The organism is Archangium lipolyticum (assembly GCF_024623785.1).
Lineage (GTDB): Bacteria > Myxococcota > Myxococcia > Myxococcales > Myxococcaceae > Archangium > Archangium lipolyticum.
The window spans coordinates 34393-50933 of the sequence record NZ_JANKBZ010000043.1; the positions used below are offsets into that span (position 1 = coordinate 34393).

Annotated in this window: 15 protein-coding genes; 12 read left to right on the top strand and 3 right to left on the bottom strand. The window is 68.7% G+C overall.

Translation table 11 applies throughout. The features are described 5' to 3' along the window. Positions 1–7: 7 nt before the first annotated feature. A complete protein-coding gene (gene mhpA / locus NR810_RS47065; RefSeq protein WP_257462309.1) occupies positions 8–1660 on the bottom strand; it encodes a bifunctional 3-(3-hydroxy-phenyl)propionate/3-hydroxycinnamic acid hydroxylase MhpA in 1653 nt (550 codons plus the stop codon). Positions 1661–1994: 334 nt separating this feature from the next. On the opposite strand from mhpA, the gene NR810_RS47070 reads away from it, so the two are divergent. From NR810_RS47070 to dbpB, 3 genes are read left to right on the top strand one after another with little or no spacing between them, the layout of a single operon-like run. Continuing rightward, the gene (locus tag NR810_RS47070; RefSeq protein ID WP_257462311.1) at positions 1995–2933 is read left to right on the top strand and encodes a hypothetical protein; all 939 of its coding nucleotides are present in this window, start codon (positions 1995–1997) and stop codon (positions 2931–2933) included. Positions 2934–2976: 43 nt separating this feature from the next. Further along, the gene (dpdA, locus tag NR810_RS47075; protein ID WP_257462313.1) at positions 2977–4296 is read left to right on the top strand and encodes a tRNA-guanine transglycosylase DpdA; all 1320 of its coding nucleotides are present in this window, start codon (positions 2977–2979) and stop codon (positions 4294–4296) included. A 16-nt stretch (positions 4297–4312) separates the two neighbouring features. Further along, positions 4313–5461 carry a DGQHR domain-containing protein DpdB gene (gene dbpB / locus NR810_RS47080; protein WP_257462314.1) on the top strand — a complete coding sequence of 383 codons (1149 nt, stop codon included), beginning with the start codon at positions 4313–4315 and terminating at the stop codon, positions 5459–5461. Positions 5462–5583: 122 nt separating this feature from the next. Here the strand turns inward: dbpB and NR810_RS47085 are convergent, their stop codons facing one another. Both NR810_RS47085 and NR810_RS47090 read right to left on the bottom strand, forming a co-directional pair. Continuing rightward, complete coding sequence (locus tag NR810_RS47085; protein WP_257462316.1) at positions 5584–6024, bottom strand: GFA family protein; 441 nt, start codon at positions 6022–6024, stop codon at positions 5584–5586. A 103-nt stretch (positions 6025–6127) separates the two neighbouring features. Next, positions 6128–6343 carry a serpin family protein gene (locus tag NR810_RS47090; protein WP_257462318.1) on the bottom strand — a complete coding sequence of 72 codons (216 nt, stop codon included), beginning with the start codon at positions 6341–6343 and terminating at the stop codon, positions 6128–6130. A 509-nt stretch (positions 6344–6852) separates the two neighbouring features. On the opposite strand from NR810_RS47090, the gene NR810_RS47095 reads away from it, so the two are divergent. From NR810_RS47095 to NR810_RS47135, 9 genes are all read left to right on the top strand, one after another. Further along, a complete protein-coding gene (locus NR810_RS47095) occupies positions 6853–8355 on the top strand; it encodes a methyltransferase (RefSeq protein WP_257462320.1) in 1503 nt (500 codons plus the stop codon). Positions 8356–8574: 219 nt separating this feature from the next. Further along, positions 8575–8880 carry a hypothetical protein gene (locus NR810_RS47100; protein WP_257462322.1) on the top strand — a complete coding sequence of 102 codons (306 nt, stop codon included), beginning with the start codon at positions 8575–8577 and terminating at the stop codon, positions 8878–8880. Positions 8881–8914: 34 nt separating this feature from the next. Next, a complete protein-coding gene (locus tag NR810_RS52705; protein ID WP_257462323.1) occupies positions 8915–10984 on the top strand; it encodes a B12-binding domain-containing radical SAM protein in 2070 nt (689 codons plus the stop codon). Next, entirely contained in the window at positions 10981–12741 is a 1761-nt protein-coding gene (locus NR810_RS47110) for a B12-binding domain-containing radical SAM protein (protein ID WP_257462326.1), read from the top strand. The genes NR810_RS52705 and NR810_RS47110 overlap by 4 nt, the downstream gene beginning before the upstream one ends. Further along, entirely contained in the window at positions 12728–13603 is an 876-nt protein-coding gene (locus NR810_RS47115; protein WP_257462328.1) for an arginase family protein, read from the top strand. Before NR810_RS47110 ends, NR810_RS47115 begins: the two co-directional genes overlap by 14 nt. Further along, positions 13603–14148, top strand: a complete 546-nt coding sequence (locus tag NR810_RS47120; protein WP_257462330.1) for a GNAT family N-acetyltransferase — start codon at positions 13603–13605, stop codon at positions 14146–14148. Before NR810_RS47115 ends, NR810_RS47120 begins: the two co-directional genes overlap by 1 nt. Next, positions 14145–14951, top strand: coding sequence for a multinuclear nonheme iron-dependent oxidase (locus NR810_RS47125; RefSeq protein WP_257462332.1), 807 nt, complete (start codon positions 14145–14147; stop codon positions 14949–14951). Before NR810_RS47120 ends, NR810_RS47125 begins: the two co-directional genes overlap by 4 nt. Further along, positions 14948–15592, top strand: coding sequence for a hypothetical protein (locus tag NR810_RS47130; RefSeq protein WP_257462334.1), 645 nt, complete (start codon positions 14948–14950; stop codon positions 15590–15592). The genes NR810_RS47125 and NR810_RS47130 overlap by 4 nt, the downstream gene beginning before the upstream one ends. Beyond that, on the top strand, positions 15589–16437 hold the full coding sequence (locus NR810_RS47135; RefSeq protein WP_257462336.1) for a DUF692 domain-containing protein: 849 nt from the start codon (positions 15589–15591) through the stop codon (positions 16435–16437). The genes NR810_RS47130 and NR810_RS47135 overlap by 4 nt, the downstream gene beginning before the upstream one ends. Positions 16438–16541 lie beyond the last annotated feature (104 nt).

Here is a 16541-nt window from a genome sequence, read left to right on the forward strand (position 1 = left end):
CTGGCCGTCAAGCCACCGATGCGTACGGGAAGGCCGGGACGGACCCGAGCGACGGAGGTGTCTCCCCGTGCAGGGGCCCGTGGATCCACCCGCGCAGCGCGGCGGTGAGCCAGCTGAGGTGTGAGCCGCGCACCGCGCCGAAGAGGTAGCGGTCCGGGCGGAGGACGGCGATGTCCACCTTGTGCTCGCGGAACCACGCGTCGAGCTTGCCCTCGACGTCCACCGCCTCGCCCGGCTCGGCCACGCCGGAGCGCGGAGGGATGACGCGCACGCAGCGGGCGCCAATGCTGTCGGCGAGCGCCTGCGCGGCCCGGCGCGAGGCCTCCGGAGTATCCGGGTGCACCACCACCGAGAAGCCGGGGCCCAGCAGCTCGTCCAACCGCAGCAGCCCTCCCCCCGGAACGCCCACGCGGGGCTGCGGGAAGTAGGACCCCTCGGGGGCCTGACGGTGGGCGCGCGAGCCCCCCAGCATGAAGCCGCGGGTGATGAGGGGCTGGGGCTTGAACTCGAAGTCGCGGATGAAGCGCTGCGCGCGCGGGATGCGGTGGATCGCCTTGAGGAGGTTGTCGCGCAGGAACGCGACCGGGCGGCTGCCCGTGAGCATGACCTTGCCCAGGTTCACGCTGGTTTCGATCATCGCCTGCGCGTGGGGGCGGCGCTCCTGCTCGTAGGAATCGAGGAGCGGCTCATCGGCGTGGCCCTGGAGGACGGCCGCGAGCTTCCAGGAGAGGTTGGCGGCGTCGCGCAGGCCGGAGCAGAGCCCCTGGCCCAGGAAAGGGGGCATGAGGTGGGCGGCATCGCCGAGCAGGAACATCCGCCCGTCCCGCCAGCGCGAGGCCACGCGGCTGTTGGTGATGTAGGCGGCGGCGCGGAGGATGGTGGCGCGATCCGGGTCCACGTGGGGGGCGATGAACTCGCGGATGCGCTCGGGGCGCAGCAGGTCCTCCTGCTTCTCCTCCGGGCGGATCCGGCACTCGATGCGCATCTCGTTGCCGGCACAGCGGGTGACGAAGATGTGACGGTAGGGGTCGCAGATCATGCGACTGATGGGCGGAGGCGTGTCGTGCAGGAGGAGGGAGATGGCGATGGTGCCCTCCTCGTCGGTGGAGCCCACCATGTCGATGCCGGCGAGCTGGCGCACGGCGCTGCGGCCCCCGTCACAGGCCAGGAGGTAGCGGGCACGCACGATGCGCTCGGCGCCCTGGGGGTCGCGGACGGAGACCGAGATGCGCTCGGCGTCCTGCGTGTAGGACTCGACGCAATGACCGAGCCGGAAGTCGACGTGGGGGAAGCGCGAGAGCCCCTGGCGCAGCACCTGCTCGAGATAAGGCTGGCTGAAGAAGCGGAGGACGGGGAAGCCGAAGCCGAAGTCGAGTCCCTGGGCGACGACGCGGGCGAAGAGCTCGCCCGAGCCCCCGACGAACTCCACCTCGGGGCAGTCGTACATATGGGCATCCAGGACGTTGGCGAGGCCGACGGCCTGGTAGATGCGCATGGCCTCGTCGTCACAGGTGATGGCGCGAGGCTGGCTGTGGGGGGTGAGGTCACGCTCGAGGACGAGCGTCCGCACCCCATACAGACCGAGGAAGTTGGCCGTCAGCGCACCCACCGGGCCGCATCCGGCGATGAGCACGTCCGTCTCTTCGACCTGGGGCGTCATGGAACTCCGAACTCCTGCCTGGGAGACCCCCGGGATGGGGTCCTGGCAGGCGGGAATGTACCGGATGGCGGGCGGCCCACCACAGCCCATGTCGTGGACGCCCCTCCGTAGCTTGCCCGCCCGTCGAGCGGCCATCTCTTCATTCCAGCGATATGACTTCCCAAGTCATATGCGGCCACACTACATTGGCGGTCTTCACCTTGTGCGGTCCACGGGCATGGCGCGTGGACTTCACCTGGAGAGTCAATCATCGAGGGCCAGACCACCCGACTCACTGAATCGACCCGCCGCCCCTTATTTCTGGGTATACCCACCTTGCATCACTCCACCCCCCATGCGCACGGACCTCCATATCATCGCCAGCTGCACCAAGAGGAAGCGGGCTCCGGTCCCCCCGGAGCTGCGCCTGCGGGAGCTGCGCGAGACGACGCCCGACGCCCGGGCCCGGCGCTGGTGGAGCCGACTGCACGAGCATCCGCACCCCCCCCTGCCCGCGGAGTCCCTGTACGCGGGCGAGCACTGGCGTGTCGTCCTGGAGCTGCCCTCCCTGGCCCGTCAGGCCCGGCTCCGGCCGCGGCTGTGGGTGGCTTCGGCCGGCTACGGGCTCATCCCCTCGGATGCTCCCATTCGTCCCTACTCGGCCACCTTCTCCCGGGACGACGAGGACTCCGTCGGAGCCCTGTCACGGCAGTGGTGGATGGCACTCGCCCGGGAGGCGGGTCCCGCCCCCGGAGAGCCCCGGCTCCTCCACCACCTGGCACGCGCCTCCCCCGACGCCCGCATCCTGGTGGTGGCCTCGCCCTCCTATATCGGTGCGCTCGAGGAGGACCTGGCGCTCGCGGCCCGCGCCCTGCACCGCCCCGAGCACCTGCTCGTCATCTCCGCGCCCGGCCCCACCTCCCGGGGCGTGCTCGCGCCCCACTGGGTCCCCTCGAGCGCCCGGCTCCAGGCCGCCATGGGCGGCACCCGGAACGCCCTGAGTGTCCGGATCGCGAAGGACCTGCTGAGGCGCGCGCACAGGGAGGACGTAACGGATTTGGACGCCGCCAGGGTCCAGGGTTATTACGGGCGTCTGATCCACCGCAGCGCGCCTCCTCCGCGCTTGCAGCGGACGCCCATGACGGACGACGAGGTACGGCGGTTCATCGCGCGGGAGATGCGTACGGAGCAACGGACATGGAGCGCCATGCTGCGGCGGCTGCGCGACAGCGGCCTCGCCTGCGAGCAGCAGCGCTTCCGCCGGCTCTTCCACGAGCTCCAGGAGCGCCCATGAGCCGCCTCCCCCCGCTGCCCCTTCCCCACCTCTGGATGCTCGCGTGAAGTTCTTCCTGCCAGACAGCCAGGATCTCGTCGATCCCTCCTTCGACTTCGAGCTGGAGCGCCGCTCGATGACCCGCCAGCGCCAGCGGGACGACCTCTACGCCCACGAGGTCTTCTCCACGCCCGCCTTCGACGGCCTGCTGGTGTCCAAGGGAATCGTCGACGGCTTCGGCGTCCTGGGCAGTCGCTACACCCTGTCCCAGCGCCGGAGGCTCCAGCGCGATGGCGCTCCCCGGTTCTTCCGTCTGGACAACGCCTCCTACCCGCTGGAGATCATGGGCGACTGCGGCGCCTTCACCTACGTGGACGAGGAGGAGCCTCCGTACTCCGTCGACGAGGTGCTCGCCTTCTACGAGAGCTGCCGCTTCCACTACGGCGTGTCGCTCGACCACGTCATCCTCGAGTTCGACCCCGCCGCGGATGCCCCGGGGGCGGAAGAGGACGTCATCCCGCCCGCCATCCGCGCCCGGCAGCAGCTCACCCTCGAGCGCGCCCGGGAGTTCCTGCGCAAGCACAAGGCGGGGGGCCATTGCTTCAAGCCGCTCGGGGTGGCCCAGGGGTGGAGCCCGAAGTCGTATGCCGCCGCGGTGAAGGCGCTCCAGAAGATGGGCTACGACTACATCGCCCTGGGCGGCATGGTGCCCCTCAAGACGCAGGAGATCCGCCTGTGCCTGGAGGAGATTCAAGCGGTCCGCAAGCCGGGCACCCGCCTGCACCTGCTGGGCGTGACGCGCCCCGAGCACCTCCAGGAGTTCTCCCGCCTGGGCATCGCCTCCTTCGACAGCACGTCCCCGCTGCGGCAGGCCTTCAAGGATGCGCGCGACAACTATTACCTGGACGGGCACAAGTACACGGCCATCCGCATCCCGCAGATCGAAGGCAACCCCGACCTGCAGAAGAAGATCTTCGCCGGCCAGGTCTCCCAGGAGCGCGCGCGCCAGCTGGAGCGCGAGTGCCTGGAGTCCATGCGTCTGTTCGATCAGGGCCGGCGCACGGTCCGTCAGACGCTGGAGGTGCTGCTGGAGTACGAGCGGCTCTACGACCCGGACGCGAAGCAGAAGAGAAACGACCACGCCGCCGCCTACGAGCAGACGCTCGAGAATGCTCCCTGGCGCCGCTGTGCGTGCGAGGTGTGCGGGAAATTGAAACACCACGTCATCCTCTTCCGGGGCGCGGAGCGCAACCGGAGGCGCGGCTTCCACAACATCTGGACGCTCTACCGCCAGATGCACGAGCGCGGGCTGGGCGAGGGCTCCCCCTTCCAGGAGGAAACGGGTGCGCGCGCGCGCCGGGCGAAGGCGCGCGCCCACGGGTGAGGGAGAGGGAAGAGACATGCCGAAAGAACTGAAGCTTCCCGCCGTCGAAGTGCGCCAGTCCAAGGGCCGGACGCTGTACTCGTTCGCGGTGGACGGGAAGCTGGTCCATCGCTTCGCCACCATCTCGCGCGTGAGCCGCAGGGAGGGACAGCTGCACGGCTACCAGCGGCCCGAGGCCCTGGCGCACATCGAGGAGATCCGCAACTACCTCGAGAGCCCCTCACCGATGGTGCCCAACGCCGTCATCCTGGCCTTCGACTCGCGCGTGCGCTTCAAGCCGGCGGAGACGAAGCCTCCCTCCAAGGAGGTCTACTCGCGGCCGGGCACCATCATCATTCCGATGGAGGAGCAGCCCGACGAGGACAAGCCGGGCTTCATCGTGGATGGCCAGCAGCGCCTGGCGGCCATCCGGGACGCGGCCATCGACAGCTTCCCCATCTGCGTCACGGCCTTCATCACCGACGACATCGGCCAGCAGGCCGAGCAGTTCATGCTCGTCAATTCGACGAAGCCCCTGTCCAAGGCGCTCCTGTACGAGCTGCTCCCTCAGACCCGCGCCCAGCTCCCCTCGTCCCTCAGCCGCCGCCGGCTCCCGGCCCAGCTCATGGTGCGGCTCAACCAGGATGAGCGCTCTCCATTGAAGGAGATGATCCAGACGGCGACCCATCCCACGGGCATCATCAAGGACAACTCCATCCTCAAGATGCTCGAGCACAGCCTGATCGATGGCGCGCTCTACGAGGTCCGGAAGCGGGGCAACACGGAGGACGGCCTCGAGCCCATGATGGAGCTGCTGCGCAACTACTGGACGGCGGTCTCCCAGGTCTTCAAGGAGGCCTGGGGGAAGCCGCCGAAGAAGTCGCGGCTCATGCATGGCGCGGGGATCATCAGCATGGGCCTGATCATGGACGACGCCAGCGCGCTCCTCATGGAGACGGCGCGCCCTCCGACCGTCCAGCAGTACGCGGCCGCGCTCCAGCCGCTCGAGAAGCTCTGCCATTGGACCTCGGGCACCTGGGACTTCGGCAATGGCCGCACACGCAAGTGGAATGAATTGCAGAACACGCCCAAGGACATCGATCTGCTCGCCAGGTACCTCACCGACCAGTACAGGAGTCTGGTGAAGGACCGGCCGCAGAAGCTGCGCCGGGTCGCCCAGCGCTGAGAGGTGCCACGCTCCCGGGGCCCACGCCCCGTGGCCCCATCTCCTTGGCCAGGAGGGATTCCCCGAGGCCCGGAAAGACGAAAGGCCGATATGCTGTGCGTGCAGAGAGCCACACTGCCGGCCTAATGCGGCATCGGCGGGACTCGCTCGAACTGCTGCACGCCGTCGGCGATATCGTAATAGTCGCCTTTCTCTCCCACGAAGACGTGCACGGCGATGTGCGTGTTCGTGGGCGTGTCGAAGGCGCCCATGGCAAGGCCGATCCAGTCGCGGAACAGCGGATCCCAGAACAGCGAAGAGCCGCAGACCGCACAGAATCCGCGGCGCGCCTTCTCCGACGACTGGTACCAGCTCACATGCTCTTCGCCGTTGATCCGCACGCGGGATCGCGGCACGTCCGTAGACACGAAAACATGACCCGACTGCTTGCGGCATGCGGTGCAATGGCAGGCGTCCGGCGCGGGCAGTTCGCCGTCTACCTCGAAGGTCACAGCGCCGCAGAGACAGCTCCCTTTGTGCATGGTGATCGGCCCCGTTGTTTGCAGGCCGATACTAAACGCCATCCGGTCGGTTGCGGCAACCCGCCGGAGGACAGGAACCGTCCCGTGCGAGGCTACCCAGCACGCGTCCTTCACCCTGGAGTGAAGGCGCGCGCGCGGATCCGGCTCAGGGGTTCACGAGGCGACCGAGGAAGAGCACGCTCTTCGTCTCCACGTCCTCGATGAGGAAGAGGAAGGGGCGGTCCACGACATACGGCTCGGGCATGGACGTCACCGAGCCGACGATCGCGGTGGCGGCGGCCGCCTCGGTCCCCTGCTCGTTCACGGCGATGAAGGCCTGGTGTTGCGCGGCCGAAATGAACAGCGCCTCCTGCCGGCTCACGCCCGACAGGTCGGCGCGCGGCGGAGCGCCAAGCCCAGCGCGTTCACGGCCGGATGGAGCCGCTCCTGCGGCAGGGTGAAGTGGGAAGTCATGTCTTGTTCCTCCAAGGAGTGTTGGCCCGCCCGGAAAGCAAGGAGCGTGCGCGCGATGGAAACGAGAAACCGGCCTGGATTTCGACGAGGCGCTCGCCGCGCCGGACGCCGGAGGTGCCCGGATTACATGGGGTTGGCGCGTGGCCCGGGAATTCTTCCGGGCGAAATGCGCCACCCGGGCCCGGCGTGTGTCCTGGAGTCGATGCCCCCCACGGCCCCATGCACCGAGCGCTCACGCTCCCCGGACGACCCCAGGCGCGAGCTCATGGGGATTGTATTGCCTTTACCTACCCTTTCACGTTCTCCCAGTGAGTCACGCCCCACAGGGTTGTCGCGAGCAATGTCAGACCCAGGTGGGAAGTTTGCTGTCCGGCGAAGCACAGACAAGCCCACCCCAGCCAGAGGAAGTGCGCGCACATGACACTGGACCAACTGAGCGAGGGTCGTTTCGGGCGTCGCGCCTTCGAGGCATTCGAGTCCGAGACCACCGGCGCCGTGGAGCGGCTCCAGGAACTGCGGCGCGAACTGGACCGCGCCGGCTACCGTGAGGAACAAGTCACCGCGCTGCTGGGGCTCCCTCACCTGCTCGCACTGCGGCCGGAGCACTTCCACTACTACGATCGCTGGGTCCTGCCCGCCACGCCCCTCGCGGACCTCGTCCGTCTCTTCCTGCTCGACCTCCCACTCGCGCGGCCCGCGCTGGAGGCGGCGCTGTCTCCGGGCTCCGTGGACCTGCTGGTGGAGCTCGGCGTCCTCGTTCCCTCGGGAGAGCGGTGGCGCTCCCTGGTGCATCTCTTCTGTTTCGGGAAGCTGCTGCTCGCGACGGACACCGGCCGCTACTCGCCCCTCTGGCCCGAGGGCGAGGATCTGTCGGATCGCGTCATGTACATCGGCGCCGACAGCGTCGGGCTGGGCCACGCCGCTCCCCGTTCGCCGAGCCGGCGCACGCTCGACCTCTGCTGCGGCAGCGGCATCCAAGCGCTCGTCGCCTCGCGCTACAGCGAGGAGGTGCTCGGGGTGGACCTCAACCCCCGGGCCGTCCGCTTCTCGCGCTTCAACGCCGCGCTCAACGGCATCCGCAACGCACGCTTCGTCCAGGGAGACCTCTTCGAGCCGGTCCGCGGCGTCAGCTTCGACCGCATCCTCGCGAATCCTCCGTTCGTCCCACAGCCCCCCTCCGTCGCGCGCCTCCTCTACCGCGATGGCGGGCCCACGGGAGAGGACATCCTCCGCCGGCTCTTCCAGGAGGGGCCGCGGCACCTCACCGAGGGGGGGATGCTGTCCATCACCACGGACCTCATCAACCTGGACGGACTGGAGGAGCGCATCCGCACCTGGACCGAGGGCACACCGACACTCGATGTGCTCGTCCTCGTGGAGAAGGCCCTGCCCATCGCGAGCTACGCGGAGGGGCACTCGGGCCACCTGAGGACCCCGAGCGAGCGCCGGGCCCATGTCCGCGCGCTCCTGGACCACTTCCAGGAGGTGGGCATCACCACCCTCCACGGCGGCTACCTCGTCCTCAGGCGCCTGCCGGAAGGCACGCGGGGCTCCTACCACCTGCTGGACACCGCGGAGTCCGTCACGCGCCCCGTGGCCCACCACGTCGAGGAGTACTTCCACACGCGCGAGGCCCTGCGCGGCGGAGCGTGCGCTCGCGCCCGGGTGGGGCTGGCCGAGGGCCTGCACTTCCGGGTCGAGGTCACCAGCGGACCGGAGTCCGAGGAGCAGCGCGTCCAGCTCGTCTGCCCCGGCGATGACTTCTTCCCACCGATGGAGATCAGCGAGGGCGTTCATCAATTGCTGCGCTACTTGAAGAAGAACCGCCCGGCCTGGAGCGCCATCGCCACCGAGAGCAGCCGGCCCGTGGTGGAGGAGCTCCTGCTGCGAGGTGTGCTCCGGCTGCACCCGCGGGAGTGAGGTGCGCGGTGGAAGACTCGCCTCTGGACGCGCGACCCGCGCGAGGTGGACGTGTGCGCGCATGCACTCGCATGTCTGTCTGTGTTTGACCGGCGATTACCTTTTTCACTCGTCTCACCGGGTTGAGGGTCATTTCTTGAAATGATATATAATTGTCACCCCGGAGAGGTTCTGAAGAGCAGCGGCGGCACCCCACCCACCCCGAAGGCAGTGATGAACATGAAGAAGGAAATCGAGCAGGAGAAGCAGAATCAGGAGTCCGAGGCCCCGGCCCGTCCGGTCTCCCGCGCTTCCGCGGCGATCGCGGCGGTGGCGGTGGCTGGCCTGGCGCTGCCCGCGGTGGCCAGCGAGCTGCCGCAGGCCGAGCAGGCCCCGGTGGAGCAGTCCCAGCCGGCCGAGCTGTCCGGTGATGCGCTGGACAACCTCCTCAAGGGCGCCGACCTCAAGGCCGGCAAGAACGTCCGTGTCATCAAGGCCCTGGAGATCCGCCCGGGTGCCGTGATCGCTCGTCAGTACGACCGCTAATCAAAAAAGGTGATGTCCAGTGAGTGTCCGCACGGTGAGAGAGGTTCTCGAGGCATCGACGCAGCGTTGGTCCAACAGGTGGGGTGACTCCGCACGTCGCAAGGCCCCGGTCTATCTCACACTGTGCGGCACCACGGACATCACCCAGCCGTACCACAGTCATTCGTACCTGGCCGGAGCGCTCAACCGCTCCGGCCACTCCTATGCCGTCAGGGATCTGGCCATCGAGTTCTGGCATTACGTCATGTCGCCAGAGGTGATGACGGAGTTGCGCCGCGAGTGCCTGCGGCGGATGGACACGGAGAGCGGTGAGCGGGCCCGGCTGCTGCGGCTGTTCGCCGGCCTGATGGAGAATGGCGACCGGTTCCGCGCCGCCTTCCAGGCGCTGCGCGATCCGCAGTCCTTCCATCACCTGCCCTCGTACCTGGCGGCCATCCGCGAGCTCAACCTGCTGCCGCGGATGCTCACGCTCCTGTCGCGCAAGGCCATCTACCGCACCTTCAGCAGCGCCAGCCCGCCGGGCAGCGAGGAGGACCGCATCAACCTCGTCACGCTCCGCTCCGAGGTCGAGGCGGGCTTCGGCGTCGAGGTGCTCGACTACTTCTACGACTACCACGCGGACCAGATCGCCTCGCTGGCGCCCGGGTTGGTGGGGCTGAGCATCCCCTTCATCTCGCAGCTCGAGCACAGCCTGATGCTGGGCCACCGGCTGCGCAAGCGGGGCGTCAAGGTCGCCATCGGCGGGCCCATCGCCGCCAAGTTCTACAAGTACATCGACGACGTGGAGAAGCTGGACATCCTCTCGTTCGGCATGGACTCCCTCATCACGGGCGAGGGCGAGACACTCATCTGCAAGCTGGCGGATCAGGCGCAGAACGGCGCCAACATCGGACGGCCCGACAACTTCGTGGACCTGCACGACCCCAAGCCGCTGGAGCGCTTCTTCTTCGAGAACGTGGAGGAGCTGCCCTCGCCGGACTACAGCCTCTGGGACTACTCGCTCTATGCCTCGCCGGAGCCTGGTGGACTCTACTCGCCCACGCGGGGCTGCTACTGGAACAAGTGCTCCTTCTGTGACTACGGCCTGGCGATGAACACCCCGACCTCGCCGTGGCGCACGCGCTCGCCGGCCAAGGTCGCCGAGGACCTGACCGCGGCCTCCCAGTACGTGAAGTACTTCTTCTTCGCAGTGGACGTGCTGTCGCCCAGCTACGCGCTCAAGGTGTCGCGCGAGCTCATCGAGCGCGACGTGAAGGTGAAGTGGATGGCGGACTTCCGCCTGGAGTCCACCTTCAAGCTGGAGAACGTGAAGGTGTTCGCCGAGGCCGGCTGCCTCGGCGCCGCGTTCGGCATGGAGAGCACGGACCAGGACGTCCTCGATCTCATCAACAAGGGCACGCGGGTCAACCGGCTGGAGTACCTCGTCGAGTCGTTCGCTGGCGTGGGCATCCCGGTGCAGCTCATGGGCTTCACCGGCCACCCGGGAGAGACCCATCGGCAGGCGAAGACGACGCTCGACACGGCCCGGGCGCTGCTGAAGTCGGCGGCCACGGTGGCCCTGGGCAAGTTCGGCCTGACGCCCGGCGCGGACATCGCCAGGCGGCCCGAGCGCTACGGCATCGACGTGCACTACGACGCCTCGGGGGACACGGCCATCCCGTGGGAGCTGCGCTGGACGCACCGCCGCCCGGTGGACAGCTACCCGGAGGACGACTACCGCGAGTCGCTGCGGCTGGTGCGCGGCTTCCCCTACCCGTTCCTCGGCGCCACGTCGACGCTGCACAGCCTGCTGTACTTCGAGCGCCGGCCCAAGGCCCCCTTCCCCATCCCCCAGTGGGGGTATGAGCTGTCGTGGGGCCGCTTCCACATCATCCCCTTCTTCGTCCAGATGGCCGAGGGGGACGAGGTGACGGTGCAGAGCGGGCTCACCGGCCGCGTCATCCTCCTGCCGCGCGCGGAGGCCGAGACCCTGGAGCGACTCTTCCCCAAGAAGGCCTGGCTGCGCATCGACGCCACCCAGGGCGTCTCGCAGCAGGTGCAGGATCTGCTCGACTTCCTCGTCGAGCACTCCCTGGCCATGTTCATCCCCGAGGACAGCGTATGAGCACCACGCGGCTGCTGGTCATCGTTCCCCCCCATGCGGTGAGCATGGTGAATGGCCCCCCCCTGGCGCCCCTGCTGTTGAAGAACGCGCTGGGTCCCTGCGGTGTCGACGTCCGGCTCTTCGATGCCAACGTGCGCTTCTTCCGCTGGCTGCTGCGGCCGGAGGTGCGCCAGGAGATCACCGGCGAGCTCAAGCGCCTGGTGCAGGAGCAGTTCGCCAAGGAGGTCCTCTCCCAGGACGACCTGACGCGGGTGGGCCGCCTGCTGACGTTCCTCAGCAGCGACTACTGCCAGGGCAAGGACTTCGCCCTGCAGCGCTCGGGCATGGACTGGGGTGGCGCCCACGAGGTGTTCATCAACCCGCCGGACACCGTGCCGGATCCGGCATTCCGCGCGCGCCTGATGGCCCAGGCCATGGACGTGCTGGCCGAGGAGATCGCCGCCCAGTCGCCCGAGCACATCGCCTTCTCGGCGCTGTTCCACACCCAGTGCGAGACCATCGTCGCGCTCTGCAAACGCCTGCGCGCGCGCGGCTTCCAGGGGAAGATCATCCTGGGCGGCGCGGCCATCAAGCTGAGCGATGACCCGTACCTGGGCTTCCTGCTGCGGGAGTCCACCGCCAACCTCGCCTACAAGTTCAACCTGTACCAGGAGTTCCCCACGCTGGCGGACTACCTGGCGGGCCGCATCGGCGTGGAGGGCGTGGCGCACGGCACCTACCTGGATGCCGCGGGGAACATCCAGCACACGGCCACGCAGACGAGCCGGGTGAAGAAGCTCGCCGGTCCCCTGGCCTACGACATCGTCGAGCCGGACAACTACATGGGGGACCTCATCTTCCCGGTGCTGTTGTCCGAGGGCTGCTACTGGGGCAAGTGCGACTTCTGTGACTACCCCTTCCTGGCCTCGCAGAACCCCTTCACCATCTCGGCCATCTTCCGGGACCCGGTACACGTGCTCCAGGACGTGAACAACGTGGTGGAGCGGTTCGGGGTGAAGCGGATCGATCTCATCTCCGACGCGGTGCCCATGGGCTACTTCCCGCGTCTGGCGAAAGCCGGAGGCGAGACGCTGAAGGCGCTCGGCGTGAGGATGGAGTGCTCCGTCCGGGCCGAGCCCAAGGCGCAGCCGCAGCACTTCGAGGCCATGGCCGCCTGCGGCATGGATCTGGTGACCATCGGCGTGGAGTCCGTCTGCGACGAGGTCCTCGAGGGGATGAAGAAGGGCAACACGTACGCGGACATCGTCCGGTGCATGCAGATGGCCCGGCAGCACGGCATCAAGGTGAAGGCCAACCTCATCCACAACCACCCCCGGATGAAGCCCCACCACATCACCGAGACGCTCACCCGCCTCCAGGAGATCATCCCGTACATCGAGTCGCTCGGCGTGCACTCCTTCGGGCTGACGCCGCACGCGCCCATCGCCTACGCGCCGCAGGAGGCCAACCTCGTCATCCTGCCGGACCGGAAGACGACCAACGACCATGGCCAGCACCACCTGCAGTTCGTCCGCGCCGACCTCACCCCGGAGCTCGCCCAGGGCTTCGAGGCGCTGAAGACGGAGGTGGAATCGCTCGCGTTCGAGCTGGAGATGCGCAAGGGCGCGATGAGCGCCGAGCAGAAGGTGCTAAAGCTCCCGTACCGCTGGGCAGGGGACCATGCCCGCCGTGACAGCACCCAGCCGGACCTGATGGTGGAGATCCCCGGCAAGCGCACCCCGTTCTCCTTCTTCGTGGGCGAGTATGCGGGAGCATGAGAAGACGTCCCCGGGTGAGCCCGAGGAGCTGATCGGCTTCGGCGGGGCGGTGGTCCGTTCCATGGAGGAGCTGCCCGAGCAGTCCGGGGGGGCCGCGTGCTTCTTCGGGGTGGACAGCGAGCTGTCGCGGCGCTTCGGTGCCTCCAACGAGGGGGCCGCCGTCTTCATCCGCTCGGCCTCGGCGCGGATGCGTCCGTGGACGCGGCGCGAGCGGCCCGGGGCCACCGACGTGGGCGTGCTACGGGGCTCGCCCGCCCAGGTGATGGAGGAGACACTCTTGATGGGAGCGGGCCTGGCGGCCCGGGGCTTCGTCCCCGTGGCGGTGGGGTGTGATCACACCGTCAGCTACGCCCACGCGCTCGGCGTGTGCCGGGAGCGCCGCACCACGTACGTCTACCTCGATGCGCACCTGGACCTCGGCCTGCACGACGACCGGCGGCAGCCGGACCTCCACAACGGCAACTTCATTGGCGCGTTGGTGCGCAGCGGACGCTTCGAGCAGGTGGTGAACGTGGGCGCGCGCTCCTGGACCACCCATGACGAGGCCTATGAGGCCCAGACCGGCGTCACCATCCTGCGCTCGGCCAGTCTGGATGCGCTGGCCTTCCTGCGGGGCCGTGACGTGTATGTGAGCCTCGACGTGGACGTGCTCGACCCGACCTTCGTTCCCAACATGTGCTGCCGCGAGCCCTTCGGCTTCACACCGCGGGAGCTGCTGAGCATCATGGAATGGCTGCGCCGCCACTGCAACGTGCTGGGCGCCGACGTGTCGGAGCTGGCTCCGGACACACAACACGGGCACACCGCGGAGATCGCGATGCGCTGCGTACACGAGTTGATCGGCCCCCGAGGAGGACCGTGATGACGACCTTGACGTCGCGGCGCGTGGTGTTGCGGCCGCATACCCCCCAGAGCTTCGAGCGCCTCCACCGGTGGAAGAACGACCGGGAGATCCTGGAGCTCAGCTCCGACAGCATGGAGCCCTCCCCCGAGGAGAAGACGCGGCGCACGCTGGAGCGGTGGATGAAGGAGAGCGAGGACATCATCCACTTCGCCATCCACCGCGCGGACACCGACGAGCTCATCGGGTTCCTGCACCTGGCGCTCATCGAGCGGGAGCACCAGCGCTGCAAGCTCGGGCTCGTCATCGGGGAGAAGCAGTACTGGGGTCAGGGGTACGGCACCGAGGCGGTGCGGTGCGCGGTGGACCATGGCTTCTCGCAGCTGGGCCTGAACCGGATCTCCGCCGAGGTGTACGCGACCAACCCGCGCTCGGTGCGGATGTTGGAGCGTGCCGGCTTCCGGCGCGAGGGGGTGCTGCGCGAGAGCATCCTCAAGGACGGCGCCTTCGTCGACGAGTACCCCTACGCGCTGCTGCGCCGCGAGTGGGAGGAGGCCCGCCGATGATCTCCCTCGGCATCAGCGTCTCGGACTACATGCCGGACCGGGGACACATCGACCCGGAGGTGTACGCGCGCGTCGACTACATCGAGTACGGCGGCCACTTTCCCCCGGTGAAGGACCTGGGGGTGGAGCGCATCCGGGCCCTGGGGCATGCCCCGCGGATGACGCGGCACCTGGTGTCGGTGGAGCTGCCGGCGGAGCTGGACGTGGCCGCGGAGGTGGAGAGCATCCGGAACGACCTCGCCGGGGTGCGACCCGAGTACCTCGTGACGGACTTCGGCTACTGGCGCCTGGGCGGGCGGGAGCTGGAGAGCCTCTGGTTCCGGCCCTGTACGCTCTCCGAGGCGGCCGCGAGCCGCATCGCCCACAACGCCGAGGCCCTGGGCGCGGAGCTCGGCATGGCCGTGCACCCCGAGAATCCCTTCTCCCTGAGCTTCGTGGGGGAGTTGAACCTCTCCGACTTCATGCGGGCGCTCGCCGAACGCGGGGCGAAGCTCTGCTTCGACGTGGGCCACTTCTATGCCGTGTGCGTCAACACCGGCACGCCAGTGCACGAGGCCTTCGAGCGCCTGCCCTTCGAGGCGTTCCGGGTGGCGCACATCGCGGGCCTCTCCAGCGTCGAATACGGAGGACAACGCTTCCTGCTCGACAACCACAACGTCCCGCCGCTCCCGGAGTGCGTGGAGCTGCTGGCCGAGGCGGCACGCAGGTCCCCGGGCATGCAGTGGGTGACCTACGAGGCGGAGCTGGCGTCCACGGACGTGCAGCACGCGGGACTCGACGCGATTGCGAGGAAGCTGAGATGAGCACGAAGAATGGTAGCGAGGAGATTCTGGACACGGACTGCTTCCGGCAGCTCGTGCGCACCCCGCCTCCGGCGTCGGACGTCCCAGCGCACCTGGCGTGGGTGCGGCTCATGGCCCAGGTGCTGGCGAGCCTGGAGTCGTGGGCCCCGCACTTCACCACCGCGCTCCTGTCCCACTACCGCTCGCTGGACGGGCTGCGGCCCTTCTGCGAGGCGGGAGAGTACGAGCGCGCGTACCTGGACCGCGTCCCCCACGCGCTCAACTTCCTGCGCTACTTCCTGGGCACGTCCGAGCCCCAGTGGCTCAAGGACCTGGCGCGCTGCGAGACGTGGTCCGCCGCGCTGCGCGGCGGCGTGTCCCCGGAGCTGCGCGGGCGCCTGAAGGAGGTGCTCCGCATCGAGTCGCGAGGCGACAAGGAGTTCGCGCTCGTCTCCCATGACGTGCTGGAGACGCTGCAGCACCTGACGGGCTTCGCCGACACCACGATGAGCCGCACGGGACGGATGCTGTGGCTGCTCGGCGTCCCCCCCATCTACCCCGTCCAGCGCACGGTGGCGCGGCCGGGCCTCGTTCTCTTCCGGAGCTTGGGGGGGGACGTGGAGATGACCTACCTGCCCGCCGGGGAGTCGGCCTCGCGATGAGCTCCGTGAGGATCGGCGTCGGCGTGGAGGCGGCGTGCGACCAATACGCCGAGAGCGCCCTGAGCGAGGCGGGTCTCACCGACTTCGTCGAGTACGGCATCCACGTGGCCAGGGGGGTGCCCGAGTGGGTGCGGGCCGTGCGGGAGCGGCTGGGTGCGCGGCTCAACCTGCACCCGCTCGACCTGAACCTGGGCGGCGGTGACAGCACCACCGATGGGTGGTGCGAGGCGCTGGCGGGGCTGGCCCGGGAGCTGCGTGCGACCGCCCTCGTGAGTGACATGGGCTTCTGGTACCTGGGCCACCGCGGCTCGACGTGGCCCCGGCCACCGAGCATGCCCGCGGCGGCGGCGGCCTGCCGGGACACCGCGGCCCGCATCGCCCGGGCGTGTGGCATCCCGTTCCGCGTGGAGAATCCGCCGCTGGAGTGGGTGCCCGGTCAGCCCTCGCTCTGGCACTTCCTGGAGCAGGCCTCGGCCGAGGACGGCGTGGAGCTCTGCCTCGATCTGTCGCACCTGCTCCAGTTCGAGATGAACGTCCACGGTCGGGCGCCCACCCTGCCGCGCTCGTTCCCCTGGCAGAAGGTCACGGAGCTCCACCTGGCCGGGTTCATCCGGGTCGAGTACCAGGGGCGCCAGCACTACATCGACGAGCACCTCGCGGACATCCCCGACGAGGAGTACCGCCTGCTGTCCCAGGTGCTGGAACTGCGCGGGAGTGGGAGCCCGCTGGAGATCTGCCTGGAGATGGAGCCCCGCGGAGCAGCGGCCTTCGAGGCCGAGGCCAGCCGCCTCCGGGAGGCGCTCGGCGGGAGCGCCCGCCAGGCCCTCGAGCGCCGTAGGCGGTGAGGCGGGTGTGCGTTCGACACCGCGTCCAGCGTTCCGTCCGCGCGCAGGAGCTGCTCCATGGCAACACGCCATACGCTTCGCGGGCAAAAAGAAAGGGCGTCAGA

Coding starts and splice junctions, on each gene's coding strand:
- mhpA (WP_257462309.1), bottom strand. CDS start 1,660: ATGACGCCCCAGGTCGAAGAGACGGACGTGCTCATCGCCGGATGCGGC.
- NR810_RS47070 (WP_257462311.1), top strand. CDS start 1,995: ATGCGCACGGACCTCCATATCATCGCCAGCTGCACCAAGAGGAAGCGG.
- dbpB (WP_257462314.1), top strand. CDS start 4,313: ATGCCGAAAGAACTGAAGCTTCCCGCCGTCGAAGTGCGCCAGTCCAAG.
- NR810_RS47085 (WP_257462316.1), bottom strand. CDS start 6,024: ATGGCGTTTAGTATCGGCCTGCAAACAACGGGGCCGATCACCATGCAC.
- NR810_RS47095 (WP_257462320.1), top strand. CDS start 6,853: ATGACACTGGACCAACTGAGCGAGGGTCGTTTCGGGCGTCGCGCCTTC.
- NR810_RS47100 (WP_257462322.1), top strand. CDS start 8,575: ATGAAGAAGGAAATCGAGCAGGAGAAGCAGAATCAGGAGTCCGAGGCC.
- NR810_RS47110 (WP_257462326.1), top strand. CDS start 10,981: ATGAGCACCACGCGGCTGCTGGTCATCGTTCCCCCCCATGCGGTGAGC.
- NR810_RS47115 (WP_257462328.1), top strand. CDS start 12,728: ATGCGGGAGCATGAGAAGACGTCCCCGGGTGAGCCCGAGGAGCTGATC.
- NR810_RS47120 (WP_257462330.1), top strand. CDS start 13,603: ATGACGACCTTGACGTCGCGGCGCGTGGTGTTGCGGCCGCATACCCCC.
- NR810_RS47125 (WP_257462332.1), top strand. CDS start 14,145: ATGATCTCCCTCGGCATCAGCGTCTCGGACTACATGCCGGACCGGGGA.
- NR810_RS47130 (WP_257462334.1), top strand. CDS start 14,948: ATGAGCACGAAGAATGGTAGCGAGGAGATTCTGGACACGGACTGCTTC.
- NR810_RS47135 (WP_257462336.1), top strand. CDS start 15,589: ATGAGCTCCGTGAGGATCGGCGTCGGCGTGGAGGCGGCGTGCGACCAA.